Origin of the sequence: Bacillus cereus group sp. MG1 (genome assembly GCF_040460035.1) — a bacterium.
In the GTDB taxonomy this organism is placed as follows: Bacteria; Bacillota; Bacilli; order Bacillales; family Bacillaceae_G; genus Bacillus_A; species Bacillus_A cereus.
Genome location: NZ_JARVGY010000002.1, coordinates 126,632 through 144,303 on the forward strand (window position 1 = coordinate 126,632; position 17,672 = coordinate 144,303).

Sequence of the window (17,672 nt, forward strand, 5' to 3'; positions counted from 1 at the left end):
ATATGTAAGATTACTGTATAAAAAGAAATTAGAATTATTAGTGAAATGGTTTTTTATGCTTAAATTGAATAAAAGTATGAACTGTTACAGTATAAATATGAGTTTTATTCATAATTTTAATAACTATGCAATAAGCGAAATAAATGTTGAATTTAGTCGGAAAATATAGATTTACAAATTACAGAATATGTACATATAGTTGTAACTGTAAATATTATCCGTTTTTAAATATTTATAAAAGGAGAAATTCATATGAAGGAAATACAAAAGAAATATGAAATTGTAGAAGAATTGGATGCAACGGTAGGCCAAGAAGCATTATGGATAGCTCATCAAATGGAAATAGAAAAAGGAATGAACAATGAACCGATTATAATAAAGTTAAAAGGGAAACTTCAAATAGAGGTCTTGAAGAAAGCGCTTACCGTAATAGTGCAATCTCATCCGGCGCTACGTACAATATTTAAGAAGAGGGATGAAAAAATAAAGCAATTAATTCGAAAGAATGTAGAATTTGATATACCAATTAAGGATTTAACTGCTTTTAAAAACACAGAACAAAAATCTATTTTTAAAAATTTCTTAGAATCTATAGTGAATGAGAAATTTAGTTTAGAAGAGGGGCCTTTGTTTAAATTCCACATCATTAAATTCAGCGAAGATACATTTATTTTACATTTAATGTTTCATCACATTATTTACGATGGATGGAGTTTAGGAGTTTTCATCCGACAATTATCCAATACGTATGGTGAATTACTTCAAGGGAAGACGAATGTAGAATTTGAATCTCCTTATCAGAACCTCGTAAAGTATGAGGAGAGTTTTATTGATAGTGCAATATATAAAGAGGGATTATCTTATTGGAAAGATTATTTACAAGGTGACTTAACTCCTACAGAGTTTCCTATTGATTTTAATAAAATGAATGAAAAAAGATATACAGATAAAAATATAAGTAAGAATATTAATTCAGATTTATTTTATCAAATACAATGTTTTGCTAAAAAAAATAATATAAGTATTTATCGAGTAATGTTAAGTACTTATTGTACCTTGCTTCATCAAATGACAAATGCTGAAGAGATAATTGTTGGTATTCCAATTAATACTAGACCACATACAGAAGAACGAAATACTTTTGGCTATTTTGTTAATACAGTACCTATACGTATAACAATAGAAAAGGGAGAAACATTTAAGGGAATACTTAATAAAGTGAATAAATCTATTCATCTAGCTATTACGTATAAACATAATCCATACTCACATATAGTAAAAGATTTAAATCTAATTAAAAATACAAATGATAATATGGTATATTCCACAGCATTTAATACGATGAAGATACCGGAATTAAAAATTCCTGATATGGAGTCAACAGTTTTAACAAATTGTAAAAGAGTAAATCCTTTTAATATGACCTGGAGAATAATGAGATACGAAGGGGAAACAGAGAATAAAATTGAGGTTGACTATAACTCAGCATTATATAAACCAGATAGTATTAGTGATTTAGTCGAAAGGTATATATATTTGTTACAAAAATTAATGAAGAATGTGAATGAACCTATTCATTCATTGGATTTGCTTTTAGAAAAAGATCATCGTCTATACAAAGAGATGAACTCAAATGCTCTTACATATCCTAATTCAAAAACATTAGATCAATTAATCAATCTACAAGCATTAGAATCGCCAAATCAAATAGCGATTTCAATGGGGGACAAATCCATTACCTATTATGAATTACAGCAAAGGTCAAATCAAATAGCGAATTATTTACGTGAAAATGATTTGAAAAAGGGACAACGTGTAAGTATTACAATGGAGAGAGAGATTGATACCATTGTATGGATTCTAGGCATCTTAAAATCAGGTGGAGTTTATGTACCAATTGATCCAAAGTTTCCTGAAAAAAGAATAGAATACATCTTAAAAGATAGCGAAAGTCAAATGATTATTACGAAGAAAGAATTCAGGGGATTGGTTGAACGGTTTGCGATCCATACAATTTATCTAGAAGATTTTCATTACGCTAATTCTATAGAAAATATTGCGTCTACACATACCATAGAAGATGCAGCTTATATTATCTACACGTCAGGTTCAACAGGTTTGCCAAAAGGAGTCGTTGTACCACATAAAGGCGTAGTTAATTTATCGTATTCAGTAATCAATACATTTCATTTAGGAAAAGAGGATGTGTTTTTACAATTTGCAACGATCATTTTTGACGCCTCCATTATGGAAATATTTCCGATTTTGCTATGTGGAGGAAGAATGTATTTAATTTCTGAAATCGAAAAACGTTCAGCAGAGGAATTTATAAATGTTCTTGAAAAGAATGGTATTACAAATGTGGTTTTACCAACTGCGTTTTTTAAATTAATAGCTGATATGCCAAAAGAAATGTTACTTAAATTAAATTCTGTAAAACGTGTATTTGTAGGAGGGGAAACTTTACCTGCTGAATCAGTTCGTAAATGGCAAAGTAAATTAGGGTTAAAGATTCCAGTTCTTAATGCATATGGTCCTACTGAAACTACTGTATGTGCAACCATGTATGAAGTAAATCGTGAGATACAAAAAGAAATTTCTAATATCCCAATCGGTAAACCAATTGCTAATAGTGAAGTTTTCGTGGTTAGTCCGTTCAATACATTATGTCCGTCAGGTGTAGTAGGTGAGTTATTTATTGGCGGTGATGGAGTTGCCAACGGATATTTAAATCAACAGGAAAAAACAAAAGAGGCGTTTATTTCTTTCGATAAATCCTATAATTACGATAAAAAGATGTATCGTACTGGAGATTTAGTACGTCTTTTACCGAATGGAAATTTAGAATTTATCGGAAGGAAAGATAATCAAGTAAAAATACGTGGGTATCGAATTGAGCTGGATGAAATTGAAGGAACATTATTTAAACATCCAGAAGTGAGAGATGCTGTAGTATTCACTTATCAAAACGACAAAATCGTTAGCTTTTATTTATCAAAAGACAATACAGAACTAAAACAAGAGGCATTAAAAACATTCTTAAGCGAAAGTTTACCAGATTTTATGATGCCAAATCATGTATTTCACCTTGAAAGTTTTCCTGTATCACCAAGTGGGAAACTAGATTGAAAAAAATTAGAATTACAAATCCCATCTTTACTTGCAAACATGCAGAAGCAATATGTTCCACCGATAAGTGAAACAGAAAAAAGATTGGCAAAAACATGGACAGAGATTTTAAATTTAGGGAAATATAGAATCGGCAGAGATAATGACTTTTTTAAACTTGGGGGACATTCATTAATTGCTGTGCAAGTGTTAAATCAAATTCAAAAAGAGTTTCATCTAAAAATTGAAATTAGAGATATTTTTGAGCATACAACGATTGCAAGTCTATCTGCTTACATCGATAAATTAATGGCAGTAAATCATGATAGGGAAGAACAGGAGATGCAAGTATTAAAAGTCGCAGATAAGGAAAGTTATCAGTTATCAAGTGCTCAAAAAAGAATCTGGTTTTTAAATAAGTATAACGCCATTAATAGAGTATATGATACACCACTACACATATATATTGAGCCGAGTTTAAATAAGGATATTCTACAAGACACTATAAGATTTTTAGTTGAACGACACGAGATGCTACGAACAGTGTTTATTGAAAGAAATGGGGAGCCTAGACAAGTCATCTTAAACTCAATAGCGATTGATTTGATTCACGATGAGATTGAACATATGTCTAAAAAAGAACAACAAGAATATATACGTACAACAATAAATCAAACGGATCATACACCATTTGATTTAGAAAAGGGCCCTCTTTTTAGAATTAGAATTTTTAATCTGAATAAGAAAAAGTCTTATTTATATATCAATTTACATCACATTATTACAGATGAGTGGAGTGTAAGGAATTTATTAGATGAATTAATGAGGGTATATAGTGCCTTTGCTAAACGTAGAAATCCTGAGTTGCCAACTATTTCTAATCGATATGTAGATTATGCAGAGTGGGAACAGGCACAGTTAAATTTAGGTCGATGGGATACAGAAAAATCTTATTGGATGGCCGAACTGGCAGCACCTCTTCCTATATTAAATCTTCCTTTAGATTTTAGTAGGAATCGTCAAAGTACAAATAAAGGTACAGTATTTGAAATGAAGTTAGATAATGAAATGAAAGAGTCTTTGAAACAAGTATGTGAACAAGAGAATGTTTCTATGTATATGCTATTTTTGGCAGCGTATATTCAATTGTTACATTATCTAACGGATCAAAAAGATATTATTGTAGGTACACCAGTTGTTGGAAGGAATCATCAAGAATTTGAACAAATACAAGGATTTTTTGTAAATACCCTAGCAATTAGAACACAATTAAATGATGTGAAAAATTTAACACAGCTATTACAAGTAGTGAGAGAAAAATGTTTGAATTCTTTCCAAAACCAATCGTACCCATTTGATAAAGTAATTGAACAAATAAATCCTGATAGAAGCTTTGGAAATAACCCGATCTTTTCTACTATGTTTAGTTATCAGAAAGATATTCTGCAGCAACATGATGCATACAAGCTTCAGTTGTTACCTAATAAACAAGATATTAGTAAGTTTGACATTTCTTTAGCTGTTGAAGAAGGATTGGATTATGTAGGGGTTTCATTTGAGTATGATATTAATCTTTTCAAGGAAGAGTCAATTAATAGGTTTACTCAAAATTTACTTACTATACTGGACGCCTTTATTCATCGACGAACAGTGGCATATGAAAATCTTTCATTTCTATCACAGGAAGAAGAATCTTTATATAAAAACGTAAATCATACAGAAAGACCCTATCCTTATTTTCAAAATATACAAGAGCAATTCTATATGCAAGTAGGTAGACAACCCGATCGGATTGCTATAGCGACTGCAACGGAATCTTTAACATATAGACAATTAAATATGAGCTCTAATCAAGTAGCTCAACATTTACTCGAAAAAGGTATAAAAAGAGGTGATAAAGTAGCCATATTTTTAGATAGAAGTATGAATAGTATCGTTTCTATGCTTGGAATATTAAAAGCCGGTGCTGCCTATATACCAATCGATGTAAAATACCCTGAAGATAGAATAAATTATATAGTTTGTGACAGTGAGGCATGTAGAATTATAACGAGTAACAAATTCAAAAATCATTTGTATGTAAGTGATTATAAGGTTTCAATAATAGAGGATATATATCGTACGACTATAAATGATGATGTGAAAATTTTAAATAAACCAGATGACTTGGCATATGTAATTTATACGTCAGGCTCAACAGGAAAACCAAAAGGTACATTATTAACGCATAAAGGAGTATTAAATTTAGTTGAATGGAGAAATGAAGTATTTCAGATCTTTCCAAATGATAAAGTAACACAGTTTTATTCCCATAGTTTCGATTCTTCGGTATCAGAAATTTTTTCTACCTTGTTAAATGGAGCGGAACTATATGTATTAAGTGATGAACAGCGCTATTCAACTGTCGCATATACTCAAGCCATTCAAGAAATTCAAGCAACTATTTCTGACTTACCAACAGTATTCTTCAATGAATTATCGACTTCATTAACTAAACTGGATAGCGAAAAGATACGTTCTTTAAGATTTATAATAATGGGAGGGGAAGCTGCATCAACAAATGCCATTAGAAGTTGGCAAAATACTTTTAAAAACCAAGTACAGCTGGTAAATGAGTATGGCCCTACTGAAGCAACCGTTTCAGCAATGTATTATTTCATACCAGTTTTAGAAGGCGAAAATAATCTTTTAGGAAGCATACCAATTGGTATTCCTATTTCTAATACAAAGGTTCATATATTGAATTCGTATATGCAACATTGTCCGGTAGGGGCTATGGGTGAATTATATATTGAAAGTTTAGGATTGGCCCAAGGGTATTTGAAGCAGGAAGAAAAAACAAAACAGGCATTTATTTCAAATCCATTTTCAGAAGATAATAGTAAAAGATTATATCGAACAGGTGATTTAGCAAGGTGGTTACCAAATGGAAATATAGAATTTATGGGGAGAAAAGATAAGCAAGTTAAAATTAGAGGGCACAGAATTGAATTAGGTGAAATAGAAGATGCAATGTTACAACTTGAGGGGATAAGTCAGGCTGTAGTAACACAAACGGAAGATGGAATGTTACTGCAAGCTTATTATAAAACAGTGGACGGTATAGGGATAGAGAAAAATAAGTTAGCTTTACATTTATCAAATGTATTGCCAGAATATATGGTCCCTAAATATTACTCTCATGTGTTAGAAATACCGATAACGGCGAACGGTAAAATTGATTTTGAAAAGCTGCCCAAAATAGAGTTTGGTCATGAGCAAAAAGATGAGTGTAAACTTAAACCTCAAACTAAAGTACAAAAAAACATTGCAAAGGTATGGTCTGAAGTTCTAAACGTAAAATCTATAGGTTTAAAAGATGATTTCTTTAATTTAGGTGGACATTCTTTAAAAGTTATGCCAGCATTAGTCAAATTAAAACCGTTATACCCTAACTTGAAAATTCAAGATTTCTTTAAGTATAGAACCATAGAAAAATTAGCCTCTCATATTGAAGAGAAGGAAGATATTTCGTTCAAGAAAGAGAAAAATATGAATGTAGCATGTATGGAAAATGAAACGAAAACGACTCCTGTTTATGAAAGAACTAAATTAGAAGAATGTGAGTTAGATATGGTTAATTATCCAAAAACAGTTTTCCTTACAGGGGCAACAGGATATTTAGGAGCACATATTTTAGAACGGTTATTACAGTTGCCATCTGCGACTATTTACTGTTTAGTAAGAAAAAATGAGGATCAAGTAATTGGTGCAAAGTTAAAAGAAAGAATGGAGTTTTATTTCGGTAAAGAAATCCTCCAAAAGTTGAAGGAGAAAGTAGAGTTAATTGAAGGAGATTTATCTTTGATGAATCTAGGTCTAGATTTAAAGCAATTGGGCCATTTAAAGAATAGGGTAGAGTCAATCATACATTGTGGTGGAGAAGTTAGACACTATGGAGAACGTGAGCATTTTCAAAAGGTAAATGTTCAGTCTACAAAATACTTATTGGAATTAGCTAAGAACACAAATGCACGTTTTCATTATATATCGACTTTAAGTGTAGTAGGTCAGGCTGAAAGCGACCCAAAAGAATTTGAATTCTTTGAGTCTAATTTTGATAGAGGGCAAAATTTAGATAATTTGTACCTAGAAAGTAAGTTTCAAGGCGAGAAAATGGTCAGAGAAGCAATGGAAAAAGGAGTTCGTGCCACAATATACCGTGTGGGGAATTTAGTGGGTAACTCTAAAACAGGTAAATTTCAATACAATATTAATGAAAACGCATTTTATAGATTATTAAAAGGGATATGCCTATCTAGCATAGCTCCTGACGTCAATACGTATGTAGATTTAACGCCTGTAGACTATGGAAGTTTAGCTATTACTGAATTATCTTATAAGGCCAATACAGTAAATAAAACCATGCATATTTGTAATCCAATTCAGCTAAAATGGGAACAATTTATTAATAGTTTACAAGCTTTTGGATACGATATCCTGTTAATGAAACAAGAAGAATATATAGAGAAGTTTTTTAATACGAATTTAACTACTGATGAACAGAAAGCTTTAGAGCTCATAATGCCTTTATTAGAATCTGTAGAAGAGCTATCAGTAGCTATACCTTCTTGTTTATACACGCAAGGATATTTGAAGAATATACACTGTGTAGAGCCAAATCAAGAGTATATCAATTTGTTATTAAATTATGCTATGAGTATAGAGTATTTAACATTAATTAAAGAACCAATACTGTTGTAGTATACTCTATCTATTTTGAGCAAAAGAGAAGAAGGATTTCACTTCGGAATTTTTTGTTTGAAAATCTTAATTATTTGAGCACAAAAAATAAAAGTATGTATAGCGGAGAAGTAATTATGAAAAAGAACCTGTTTTCCATGGAAAGCAGGTTCTTTTTCCTGAAAAGATAATTTAGGGATACGGAAAAGATTCCTTCCCAATATGTCTAAAAAAGAAATATTAGAAAAACTTCCAGAAGGATGGAAATATGCAGAGAATAATGAGTTTGTTCATGTTCGAAATGGTAATGGTACAATAAGGATGAGGATAGATTCACCAGATAAAGTAACAAAATATGATCATGTATATTTATATGATGAGAACAAAAATCCATTAGATGTAAACGGTAGTATAGTAGATGATAAAAGTCCGGATGCTCATATTCCATATAAAAAGTAAGAATTGAGGTCGAAAATGAACGTACAGAGAATACAAGCAGAATTTAAAAAGTTACACTATTGTGATGCATGGGTTACTAAATTAGTATGCGACTACTTTGGTGATGAGGTACACCTAACTTATAAGGATGAAAATGGCGACGTAGATTTTCAATTTAGCGGTTGCTATAGAATAGATTTCAAACATAGTATGGGATATGTAAAAGAAAAACCAATAAAAACATTTACATATGAACAGTTACCATATTTTCTTCATAATATTGAAATCGGTGAAGTAGAAAAAGAGGGTTTGAAATTATATACCTGTAATATAATTATGCCTCCTATGGAATTAGAAATGTGGTGTAAGGATATAAAAATTGAAAGATAAGTATTCATATCAACGAAAGAAAAGATTTTGAATACAACATTGGAGTTAATTAAGAATGAAGGTTTGTAAAAGTATTCATTGAAAAAACGTTTATAAAATAAACTTAATCACCTTTATAAACTTGATATTCTAATGTTTCGTACATAATCCCTTTCTGTTTGTAAAGATATACCTTTGTAAACAGGTAAATCTCAAGAAATATTTGTTTATTAAAAAATATAATAGAACACTATTTGTTATAATTAGAATAATTGGATAGGAATTTTGGGAGGAATAGCTGTGGGATTAAATATACGTCAAATAAATAAGAGCTTAGAAATAAAAATTAAAAAATGTATTGCGCTATTAGGTGAAGAATATATGTCTTTAAATTTCACTATATACTTTTATGAGACCCGAGAAAAGCTTCAAAAAGAGCGTGATAATAAGCCAGATTTAGAGAGAGAACATTATGAACAAATATTAAATGGTGAAATAGAAACGGCGGGCTTAACCATTTGGGAAGAGGGGAAAATTAAAATTTTTCTATTCCTTTTTCAAGATGTAAAAGGAAATCCTACAGAAGTCATTAATTTAATTGGTAATCTGTATCATGAGATTCGTCATGCATGGCAATTTGAAAATAATCTATTCCAAGATGAGAAAGAGATTGATACGATTGATGGGGATCTTGAATCATATCTAAGTTTACCCTATGAGAAGGATGCATATAGATTTCAAGATGAAAACATGAAAAAACATGGCGAAGAAATTTTAAGGATTTTTGGTTTTCAGTTGAAAATTAATTATCGTTTATCCGATGAAATAAGGAATATTATATATTCATAATGAAGGAATCGTTGCCGTACCCCTTCTAGGATAAATCGTATCTTGGATGCTTAGCATAATTAACTACTTATATAAACATTTCTAATCATTTATATAATAAAATAAAAAACCTATCATATTTCCTGATAGATTTCTTCTTTAAATGGAAAATTTTTAAGATGTGGCGGGTTATTCCTTGAATCATTGCAGTACCATTATCTTGTATAGATATATATATAACATCTATTTGATATATTTTGTCTTATTCCCCTTTTTCGGGAAAACAAGACTATAATTAAGGAGCGTTCTGAACGTATTAAACGAACAGGAATGCTCCTTTTTTTTTCTTTATCTACTAAATATCTATATTGAAAAAATAACGTAAATAAAGTACTTTAAGAAAACGTCTTTTCAGATAAAGAAGATTTATGCTTTTTATGATTATCTTATGAGGCATGAAGATTACTCGATAACTTTATCAGAACGATTAAAAAAGCAATCTTCAGCTTCAAGGGGGAATTTCAAGGGATTTCTTCATCATACCTTTAAGAATAAAATGAAAGATACTAAGATACTCAAACTAAAAGTTTCAAAAGAGACATTAAAAGTACTGTCCCCGGATGAAGTACAAATCTTAATTGATGCTTGTTGTAACACCAGAGATAAGTTTCTACTGGTTCTTTTATATGAAACTGGCATGAGGATTGGTGAAGCACTTTCACTTCATTTATCCGATATTGTCCCTACGATTAGAAAAATACATATTCAGGATCGTGGAGAATTGATTAATGGCGCTGAGATTAAGACGGTATGTAGTCCTCGGACTCTAGATATTTCAAAAGAATTGGCTGATTTATACCGGCGGTATATTTTAGAGATACATACAGATGAGATAGATTCAGATTTTGTTTTCATCAAACTAACAGGGGATCGGAAAGGAACTCCACTTGATTATGCAAGCGTACAGTCCCTTTTCAAACGTTTGAAAACAAAAACTAAAATGGAAGTAACTCCTCATATGCTTCGTCATACCAACATAACGGAGTTATGGAAGACAGGAGAAATGAGACCTGAAACGCTTCAGAAGCGCGCTGGACATGCTCATATACAGACTACTATGCAAATGTATGTCCATCCCACAATGGAAGATATACAAGAAGATTGGGAGAAAGCAATGAAGAAAAAAGATGAACGACGAGGAGAATCATGAATATAGTAAGTAATACATCCTATAAACCGAAGGTTACATTAGAGAAAAAAGATGAATTACTGCAGCTATTACAGGGGTATCGGATAAACGATGTGTGGGATTTAAGGGATAACTTCTTCGAAGTATATGATAGCAAAGAATCTTGGCGATCAAATAAAAAAAGAATAGATTTCACATCATTTTCTTTCTATATTCGACAAGAGTTAAAATATTTCTTTGCAATAGAAATATTAAATAGAAGTGTAACTATTGGAACTCTATTAAGTTATTCATTTACGTTTAAACATTTAGCTGCTTTTTTAAACAAACATTATCCTAACATCCATAGTTTTATAGAGATACCATATGAACGTGGTCTTATGAAATACAAAAGTTATTTAATTAATAGGAATGTCAACATCACAAATTCAAAAGGACAGATTTCAAGTAAAGCTATTGCTTTTTTTAATCGAGCGTATCAATTTCTGTTTGATTTCTATGACATAAGAGAAGAGTTTGAAAAAGATATATGGGATGTAAGAAATATTCCTAATGTACGCTATTCTAAAAGTAAAGCTGAATATCGAATATCATTTCATGATATTCATCCATCCTATAGGGAAGCTGTTAAAAAGTATGCTAAGTTTACAACGGTTTCACGTAGTTTTTCATCATTGCAAACAATATTAAGAGGAATCAAACACTTTATAGTGTTCTTACAAAAATATTATCCTAATTGGAACGGTATCACTGATTTGCAAAGATCACATATTGAACAATATTTATTATACGTTAACCATAATTTGGGCCATTTATCTGAAGGAACTAAAGCGGATTATTTGTATGGAGTAAAAGTATTTATAGATTACTTACAACGTACTGAACATCCTAAAGCACCTACTACACCTGTTTTCACTTTGTTCTTCAAGGAAGATTTCCCAAAACAAAGACGATGGAATGAAAATGAGATTAAATATATTCCTGACTCAGTAATGAGTCAGTTAGAATTGTTATTAAGTCATAATCCTGATGAACTCAATCCCCCTATGAAAGATAGCGATAAGAAATATATTCCTGTTATCATTTTACTTATGGCTACAGGATGGCGAATAAGTGATATACTCAATATTCGTTACTATAATTGCTTAATTACTGATACGAACAGAAACTATTATCTTCAAGGAGATATTCCCAAAACTGATGTTAAACAACATCGTATTCCTATAGATAAAGATGTAGCACTAATTATTCAAGCTGTCATTGAACAAACTAAAGATATGTCAACTATAGAAAATAATCCTGATCGATACTTATTCGTTCATACAAAAGGAAAACGTAAGGGGAACCCATTTTGTAGTGGGAATATATCACGAGCATTAAATCGTTTGGCTAAACGATACAACATTGTGGATCAAGATGAAAGTATCTATCATTTTCGAAACCATGCCTTTCGGCACACCAAAGGTGTGGAGCTGATTAATCTAGGAATGAATCTTACTCACATTATGAAATGGTTTGCCCACTCTACACCAGAAATGACACTAGTCTATGCTAAGATAGCCGATGATACATTGAGACGAGAATGGGAAAAGGCACAAAAGAAAAAAGGACCTCTCCTTCGTGTAAATTTAGATAATGGTCAAGTAAATGAAATGGCCATGGACGAAGACTTGATCCATTGGGAATATATACGCAGTAATATCGAGGCTATAAGAGTACCACTTGGGTTTTGCCTGGCTTCGAAGAAGGAAGGTTGTCCTTATGTTGTAACCCCATGAAAACCAAGGAACAATTGGATAACCTCATCAAAATTAGAAACCAACTTGTCGAAGGCAAGTCTCATCGGGGGGAGAGTGCTAAAAAAATTCTCTTTGATGCTCAAATTATTAAAGAAAAAGGTGTATCATCATGAAACATAAACGATCTACAGATGCTATTGTAGCCTTGGCTAAAAAGAAGCGAGAAGAAACCCTACAAAAGGTTGAGAAAGCAATTAGACAACTGATTAAAGAGAATAGACGTATTAATTTCAACTCTGTCTCCGACTTCGCAGAAGTGTCCAAGTCTTACTTGTATAGTCATACTACCCTTCGTGAACGAATTGAAACGCTTCGTAAACAACAGCAACGAGCTGTATCTCCAAAATTCGAAAAACGGAAAATGAGTGATGAAAATAAAGATGCAATGATTCAATTATTACGGGATCGAATCAAGGAAGTAGAGTACGAGAATAGGCGATTAAAGGATGAAAACAAAAGACTACAAGGAAAAATGTATGAACAAATTTAATGAAATAAGGCTCTTACTTTGTGGTCATATCCACAAAGTAAGAGCCTTATATTTTCTGTTTATTTTTCATTTTAGTCTTGATTTCTCGAAGGATGAGCAAAAACACCCATCTTGTAAAAGGTGTTTAGCAGCCATGCATAGAATCACTTCTTTGAGGTGATGATTATGACAGTGGAAACATCAATAAGGCATAGAGAAATTACAGGAACTATATTTAGAAATGGACGGTTTCAATATGAAGCTAGCCATATTGTATCATTTGATGATAACTATGAAGCTATCTTTATTCTAGGTGGGAAAATTAACGAATTATTTACGATTCTTTGCCGATGTAATACGCTTTATCTTGAACCTAAGTACAAGAATGCACCTAGAATTATAATTGAACTCACTAGCTGTTATGATGAGTTTAATGAGTATTATTTTATGGATTCCTTTAGAGATGTAAATGCTTTTTTAAAGGAGATGCAACCCTTAATTAACGTTGCAAAACATATGGAACAACAAACTAAATATCCTGAGTAATAATTTAAACACATGTGAGGGTGAATATACTCTCACATTTTTTGTGCTCATTATGTAGAGGTTCTACCAACAAAACGCGAATTTCGTACGCTAAGGAATTATTAGGTGTCTTTTTTGATATGAGCCATCCTTTAGTAATGTAATATCGATTAATAAAATAAGTTATACAAGTAATTAGTTATATTTCAATATACCCTAGTTGGGGTACGGAAACGATTCTCGGTATGAGATGTCGCTCGAGGATTAAGTGTACTTTTTGGATCTTCATGTTTCTCATGCATGGCGAAAGCCTGTTACAATAGAATGAAGTCGAACACTTTAGGGAGTGCAGTTGATTTTGCTCCTTTCTAAGAAACAAGGAGAGTAAAAATGCATAGTATTTGGAATAAATTACGTCGTCAGAAGAATGAAAAAGATTGGCAAGATGAAAAGAGTTTTGAAAGATGGCTATTGAGAGCAAAAGAAAGTGGAGTACCTGTTCCAAGGGAAGTTGCTGAGCAGTGGTTGTTCGCCTTTATTGATGAACATGATGTTCTAGAAGAATATTTAGATATTGATCTTACTACTGTTATTTTCAAACAAGAAACGTGGGATATTGAGGCTATTTTGCAAATAAAACCTGGGGAATATGGTGAAGAAGGACGTTATCTTCCAGTTATCAGAGAATTAAAAAACATTAATGGGAAAATTGAAAAAAGTCCTTATGGTCATATTAATTCCGTAGTAAAAAGTTGGCTTAACGAAGGTACATGGAGTGTCCCTCCTATTGTATTAGATAGCAGACAATTTTCAGGATACAAAACACCTTATCATTTAGTAGAAGGTTATACAAGATTAGCTTGGATCCATTATTATGCCAACCATCCAGATAATTCATCAGGGGTAAAGCTCAGTAATAAACACTCTGTTTGGTTGATTACAATGAAAAATTAATTAATTTAAACATTGATTTTGTACAGTTACAGGAGAAGAATCTGAAGTGACATTATCATATAGTAAATAGAAAGTTTGCTGTCAGTTTAGAATCGATAGATTCCGTGGCAAAGGATTATTGACCATTTATAAAGCAGAAGATTAAATTTCTTGTTGCAGAATCCTTAAGCTATTAAGGATTTCTTTTTTTATCTAAAATTCAAAAATAAAAAGATAAGATCCAGGAACACGATCTTATCTTTAGCACAAGGAGTAAACAAAAGGATAACCATCATATTGTTATTATAATTTATTTTTTGTTAATTTTGAATATTTAAACTATAATTAACAAGTATATCCATATCGAGAAATTTATTACAAAATTAGTTATAAAATGATTGAAAACTCCAATGTAAACTTTTACCCATTTGTTTACTTTCATTTTTTTGAATCATTGAGTTATACTATCTCTTTACATTTCGTATAAATAGAAAAAAGTATACACTTAAAACACTGTTTTTGCATAAAAAATGCTCTAACAACTTAATAATTATATGTCTGTGTCCGATTAACTAAAATGAATTCTCAAATCGAAAAGGAGAGTAGGACACATGAAAATAAAATTCAATTTGGGGAAATTGAAAGTTAAGTTCGAGATTAACAAAGATAAATGTAAATTAATTAGCGGTTTAATAATCAAACTTTTTTTATGATGGGACAAGAGAGTATTAGTTTACTCTTTTTTTCTTTGTTATATAGAAATTACATATTAATCTCTATTTGAGACATCTATATAAAGAGAGATGATGATTGAAGAGAGAGAAGAGAGACGAATAAATATATATCTTTCTATAAGAATCCTATATTTTTCTCTATTTATTTATGTATACATTTTATTCATTTATTATGATATCAGCGTTGATTTAAAACGGTTTATATAAAATTAATAAATGAGATTTTTAGAGGAAAGGTGGACCTTTTTTATTAATTCACATAATTTTCAAACATTAAAACTCTAGATGTTAATATTTGTTATATAATGGAATCAAGCCGTAATCAATATGGTTTCCCCATTATGAATAATGAGATATTTTATGTGTTCCGTGTATTCGCTTTAAAGCAAAAAGAACTTGTAGTGATTTCTACAAGTTCTTTTTGTTTTTCTTATTGTATTAGAAAAAAGCCCTTTAAATATAGCAGAAATAATAATGAATTATTTATTTCTCGTTTGCCAATTAAAAGTTTGTACTTTAACAGGTTTCATTAATAAACATATTTTATATTATAGAATATATGCTTCAACAGTTGAAAAATAAGGAAAAAGAGAAGAACCACCAATATTCTTCCCTTTTTCCTGTGATTAGGGTCTCTATATTAATGAATATAGAAAATTATAAAATGTTGGATGCAACAGTTTACATTTAAAATTATAGCAAGAGTAACAGGTCATTTTTATGCAATATTGCATATTTCTAAATTTGTTTTTATACTTCAATCAAGGATGAAGAAAAAAAATAGTTGTTTTTTTTGTATGAGGAATTCTACATATCTTGCTTTCTTCTAGTTTTCTTCGATCGTATCATCTCTTCTATCACGGATTGCCCACAATTCTTCATGAGTGTATGCTTTTGAATTACCACTTAACTCATAATCTACATATTTTTCAATTTCCTTGGGATTCATTAGACCAAAAGCGACACCCTTAAATTCTTCAAGGAATTTATTCATTTTTACTACGATAAATTTATTAATTCTCTTATCAAATAAGTCTAATTCATTATATTCAAAATGGTCGTAATCATACCCAAAATGAAGTAACTTCATAGTTATATTGGATTTAATTCTATTCAGCTCATTAATCACAATTTCTTGTTCAACCTCAGAAAATAATTCTGCAGTTTGAAAGATATTTTTTAAACTAGGAGCTATGTTTGGTTTATTATCGAATATTAATGAACTAAAAGTCCTTATTAATTTAGAACAGCTTATTTTTAAATGAAAATTAAGGTTATAGAAAGGCTTTATTTTAAAATAAGAATACTCTTTATTATAACTTACGATTTGTATATTATTTTTTTGAAAATGTAGATTAAATTTTGGTATTAACGACTCTATAAAATTGGGTTCTAAAACCTTATATGCACTTTCTTTTGTTATATATCCTTTAATTTTTAATATCTCAATTGTTTTAAAATCATGCCTGCGCTGTAACCAATTTACCATTTTCCTTGTTACAATAAAATCCTGATTTTTATTGAGTTCTTCGTATTTACTCATTTTAGCCAAAAATTCTTTTCTGTCATTTAAATATTTTTTTATGGTTCCAGCATCTATTTTATTAACTTTCCCGTTAATATAATTATCATATGAATTCCTTAATTTTTCTCCTGTTTCCAAGTATTCCTGTTCTATTTCGTGAGGGATGAGTATCTCATAAATTTCTAATTCTTTTTCCCAATTGTTAACAATGCCCTCAATACCAGGGAACATGAAAATTAAATTCTGCAATTTATATTTTTGATTTGCACTTCTCATTACTTCTTTCTTAGATACCCCTGAAGGATATTCTAAAGAAGAAAAATCATTAATACATGAACTACCAACATTTATTCTTCTTCCATTAAATTTATTTTTTATATGAAAAACTAATTTATTATTTTTTTGTTTACATAGTGAGCAAGTTTTTCTTTCCTTTTCATTTTCAATAATTGCATATGGATCAACGTCGCCAATCCATTCGTTCCTACATATGTTAATAACATTACCTAGCATTTCATTTAATAATAATATTTCTTTCCGCTGAAGGGTTTCAAATACCTTATCAATGTCTCTAGCATTACTATTTAAATGGATTTTTGCCAATTTATATAAGATTGGAAATTTTTCTTTTGGATGCTGACTGTAAATTAATAATGCTCTATTATTTCGGTTTACAAATAAGTCCCTCGCGGTTTTGGAAATGACTATTTTTTCTGAAATCGGCAATAATATCAATCTCCCTTTATATGTAATTTCATTATTATTTTACCATATGTAATCTTGAATTCAAAATCGCTACTAACATATATGAAAATACAGTTAATAATTTTTTTATTATCCCAGAAGGTGCAAACTTCTAAACATGTTTAAAGATTAAAGTGGAAATCAGTTTTACAAAACATACAAAATGTTAAACTCATAGAACCTAGTAATGTTAAGCAAGCATACTAATATCACTGGCATTTTATTTGGTTATTTAATGATGGCTTTACAAATTAAAAAAATATAAAATTAGTTGTACTGTTGTAGTTGA

The 17,672-nt window shown here is 30.5% G+C and carries 8 protein-coding genes and 2 pseudogenes; 9 read left to right on the top strand and 1 reads right to left on the bottom strand.

Annotation, left to right across the window (positions count from 1 at the left end; genetic code table 11):
• Nucleotides 1–252: 252 nt before the first annotated feature.
• The 9 genes and pseudogenes from QCI79_RS28645 (at nucleotide 253) to QCI79_RS28685 (ending at nucleotide 14,401) form a co-directional block, all read left to right on the top strand.
• A pseudogene (locus QCI79_RS28645) lies at nucleotides 253–7,851 on the top strand (non-ribosomal peptide synthetase).
• A 201-nt stretch (nucleotides 7,852–8,052) separates the two neighbouring features.
• Nucleotides 8,053–8,289 carry a hypothetical protein gene (locus tag QCI79_RS28650; protein ID WP_021728611.1) on the top strand — a complete coding sequence of 79 codons (237 nt, stop codon included), beginning with the start codon at nucleotides 8,053–8,055 and terminating at the stop codon, nucleotides 8,287–8,289.
• Nucleotides 8,290–8,304: 15 nt separating this feature from the next.
• The gene (locus tag QCI79_RS28655; protein ID WP_021728612.1) at nucleotides 8,305–8,658 is read left to right on the top strand and encodes a hypothetical protein; all 354 of its coding nucleotides are present in this window, start codon (nucleotides 8,305–8,307) and stop codon (nucleotides 8,656–8,658) included.
• A gap of 279 nt (nucleotides 8,659–8,937) precedes the next feature.
• Nucleotides 8,938–9,486 (top strand): hypothetical protein, encoded by a 549-nt coding sequence (locus QCI79_RS28660; protein ID WP_021728613.1) that lies wholly within the window; start codon nucleotides 8,938–8,940, stop codon nucleotides 9,484–9,486.
• A 394-nt stretch (nucleotides 9,487–9,880) separates the two neighbouring features.
• Nucleotides 9,881–10,675, top strand: a pseudogene (locus QCI79_RS28665) (tyrosine-type recombinase/integrase); the annotation flags it as partial.
• Nucleotides 10,672–12,432 carry a tyrosine-type recombinase/integrase gene (locus QCI79_RS28670; protein WP_353842262.1) on the top strand — a complete coding sequence of 587 codons (1,761 nt, stop codon included), beginning with the start codon at nucleotides 10,672–10,674 and terminating at the stop codon, nucleotides 12,430–12,432. The pseudogene QCI79_RS28665 and the gene QCI79_RS28670, both read left to right, overlap by 4 nt.
• A gap of 130 nt (nucleotides 12,433–12,562) precedes the next feature.
• Nucleotides 12,563–12,943 (top strand): DUF6262 family protein, encoded by a 381-nt coding sequence (locus QCI79_RS28675; RefSeq protein ID WP_000681129.1) that lies wholly within the window; start codon nucleotides 12,563–12,565, stop codon nucleotides 12,941–12,943.
• Between the two features lie 165 nt (nucleotides 12,944–13,108).
• Entirely contained in the window at nucleotides 13,109–13,468 is a 360-nt protein-coding gene (locus tag QCI79_RS28680) for a hypothetical protein (protein ID WP_021728614.1), read from the top strand.
• A 369-nt stretch (nucleotides 13,469–13,837) separates the two neighbouring features.
• Entirely contained in the window at nucleotides 13,838–14,401 is a 564-nt protein-coding gene (locus QCI79_RS28685; protein ID WP_021728615.1) for a hypothetical protein, read from the top strand.
• A gap of 1,539 nt (nucleotides 14,402–15,940) precedes the next feature.
• Here QCI79_RS28685 and QCI79_RS28690 read toward each other — a convergent pair.
• A complete protein-coding gene (locus QCI79_RS28690; protein ID WP_021728616.1) occupies nucleotides 15,941–17,365 on the bottom strand; it encodes a hypothetical protein in 1,425 nt (474 codons plus the stop codon).
• Between the last annotated feature and the right edge of the window lie 307 nt (nucleotides 17,366–17,672).

Excerpts from the sequence above, each read along its gene's own strand:
- QCI79_RS28650 (WP_021728611.1), top strand. The coding sequence starts at position 8,053 with ATGTCTAAAAAAGAAATATTAGAAAAACTTCCAGAAGGATGGAAATAT.
- QCI79_RS28655 (WP_021728612.1), top strand. The coding sequence starts at position 8,305 with ATGAACGTACAGAGAATACAAGCAGAATTTAAAAAGTTACACTATTGT.
- QCI79_RS28670 (WP_353842262.1), top strand. The coding sequence starts at position 10,672 with ATGAATATAGTAAGTAATACATCCTATAAACCGAAGGTTACATTAGAG.
- QCI79_RS28675 (WP_000681129.1), top strand. The coding sequence starts at position 12,563 with ATGAAACATAAACGATCTACAGATGCTATTGTAGCCTTGGCTAAAAAG.
- QCI79_RS28680 (WP_021728614.1), top strand. The coding sequence starts at position 13,109 with ATGACAGTGGAAACATCAATAAGGCATAGAGAAATTACAGGAACTATA.
- QCI79_RS28685 (WP_021728615.1), top strand. The coding sequence starts at position 13,838 with ATGCATAGTATTTGGAATAAATTACGTCGTCAGAAGAATGAAAAAGAT.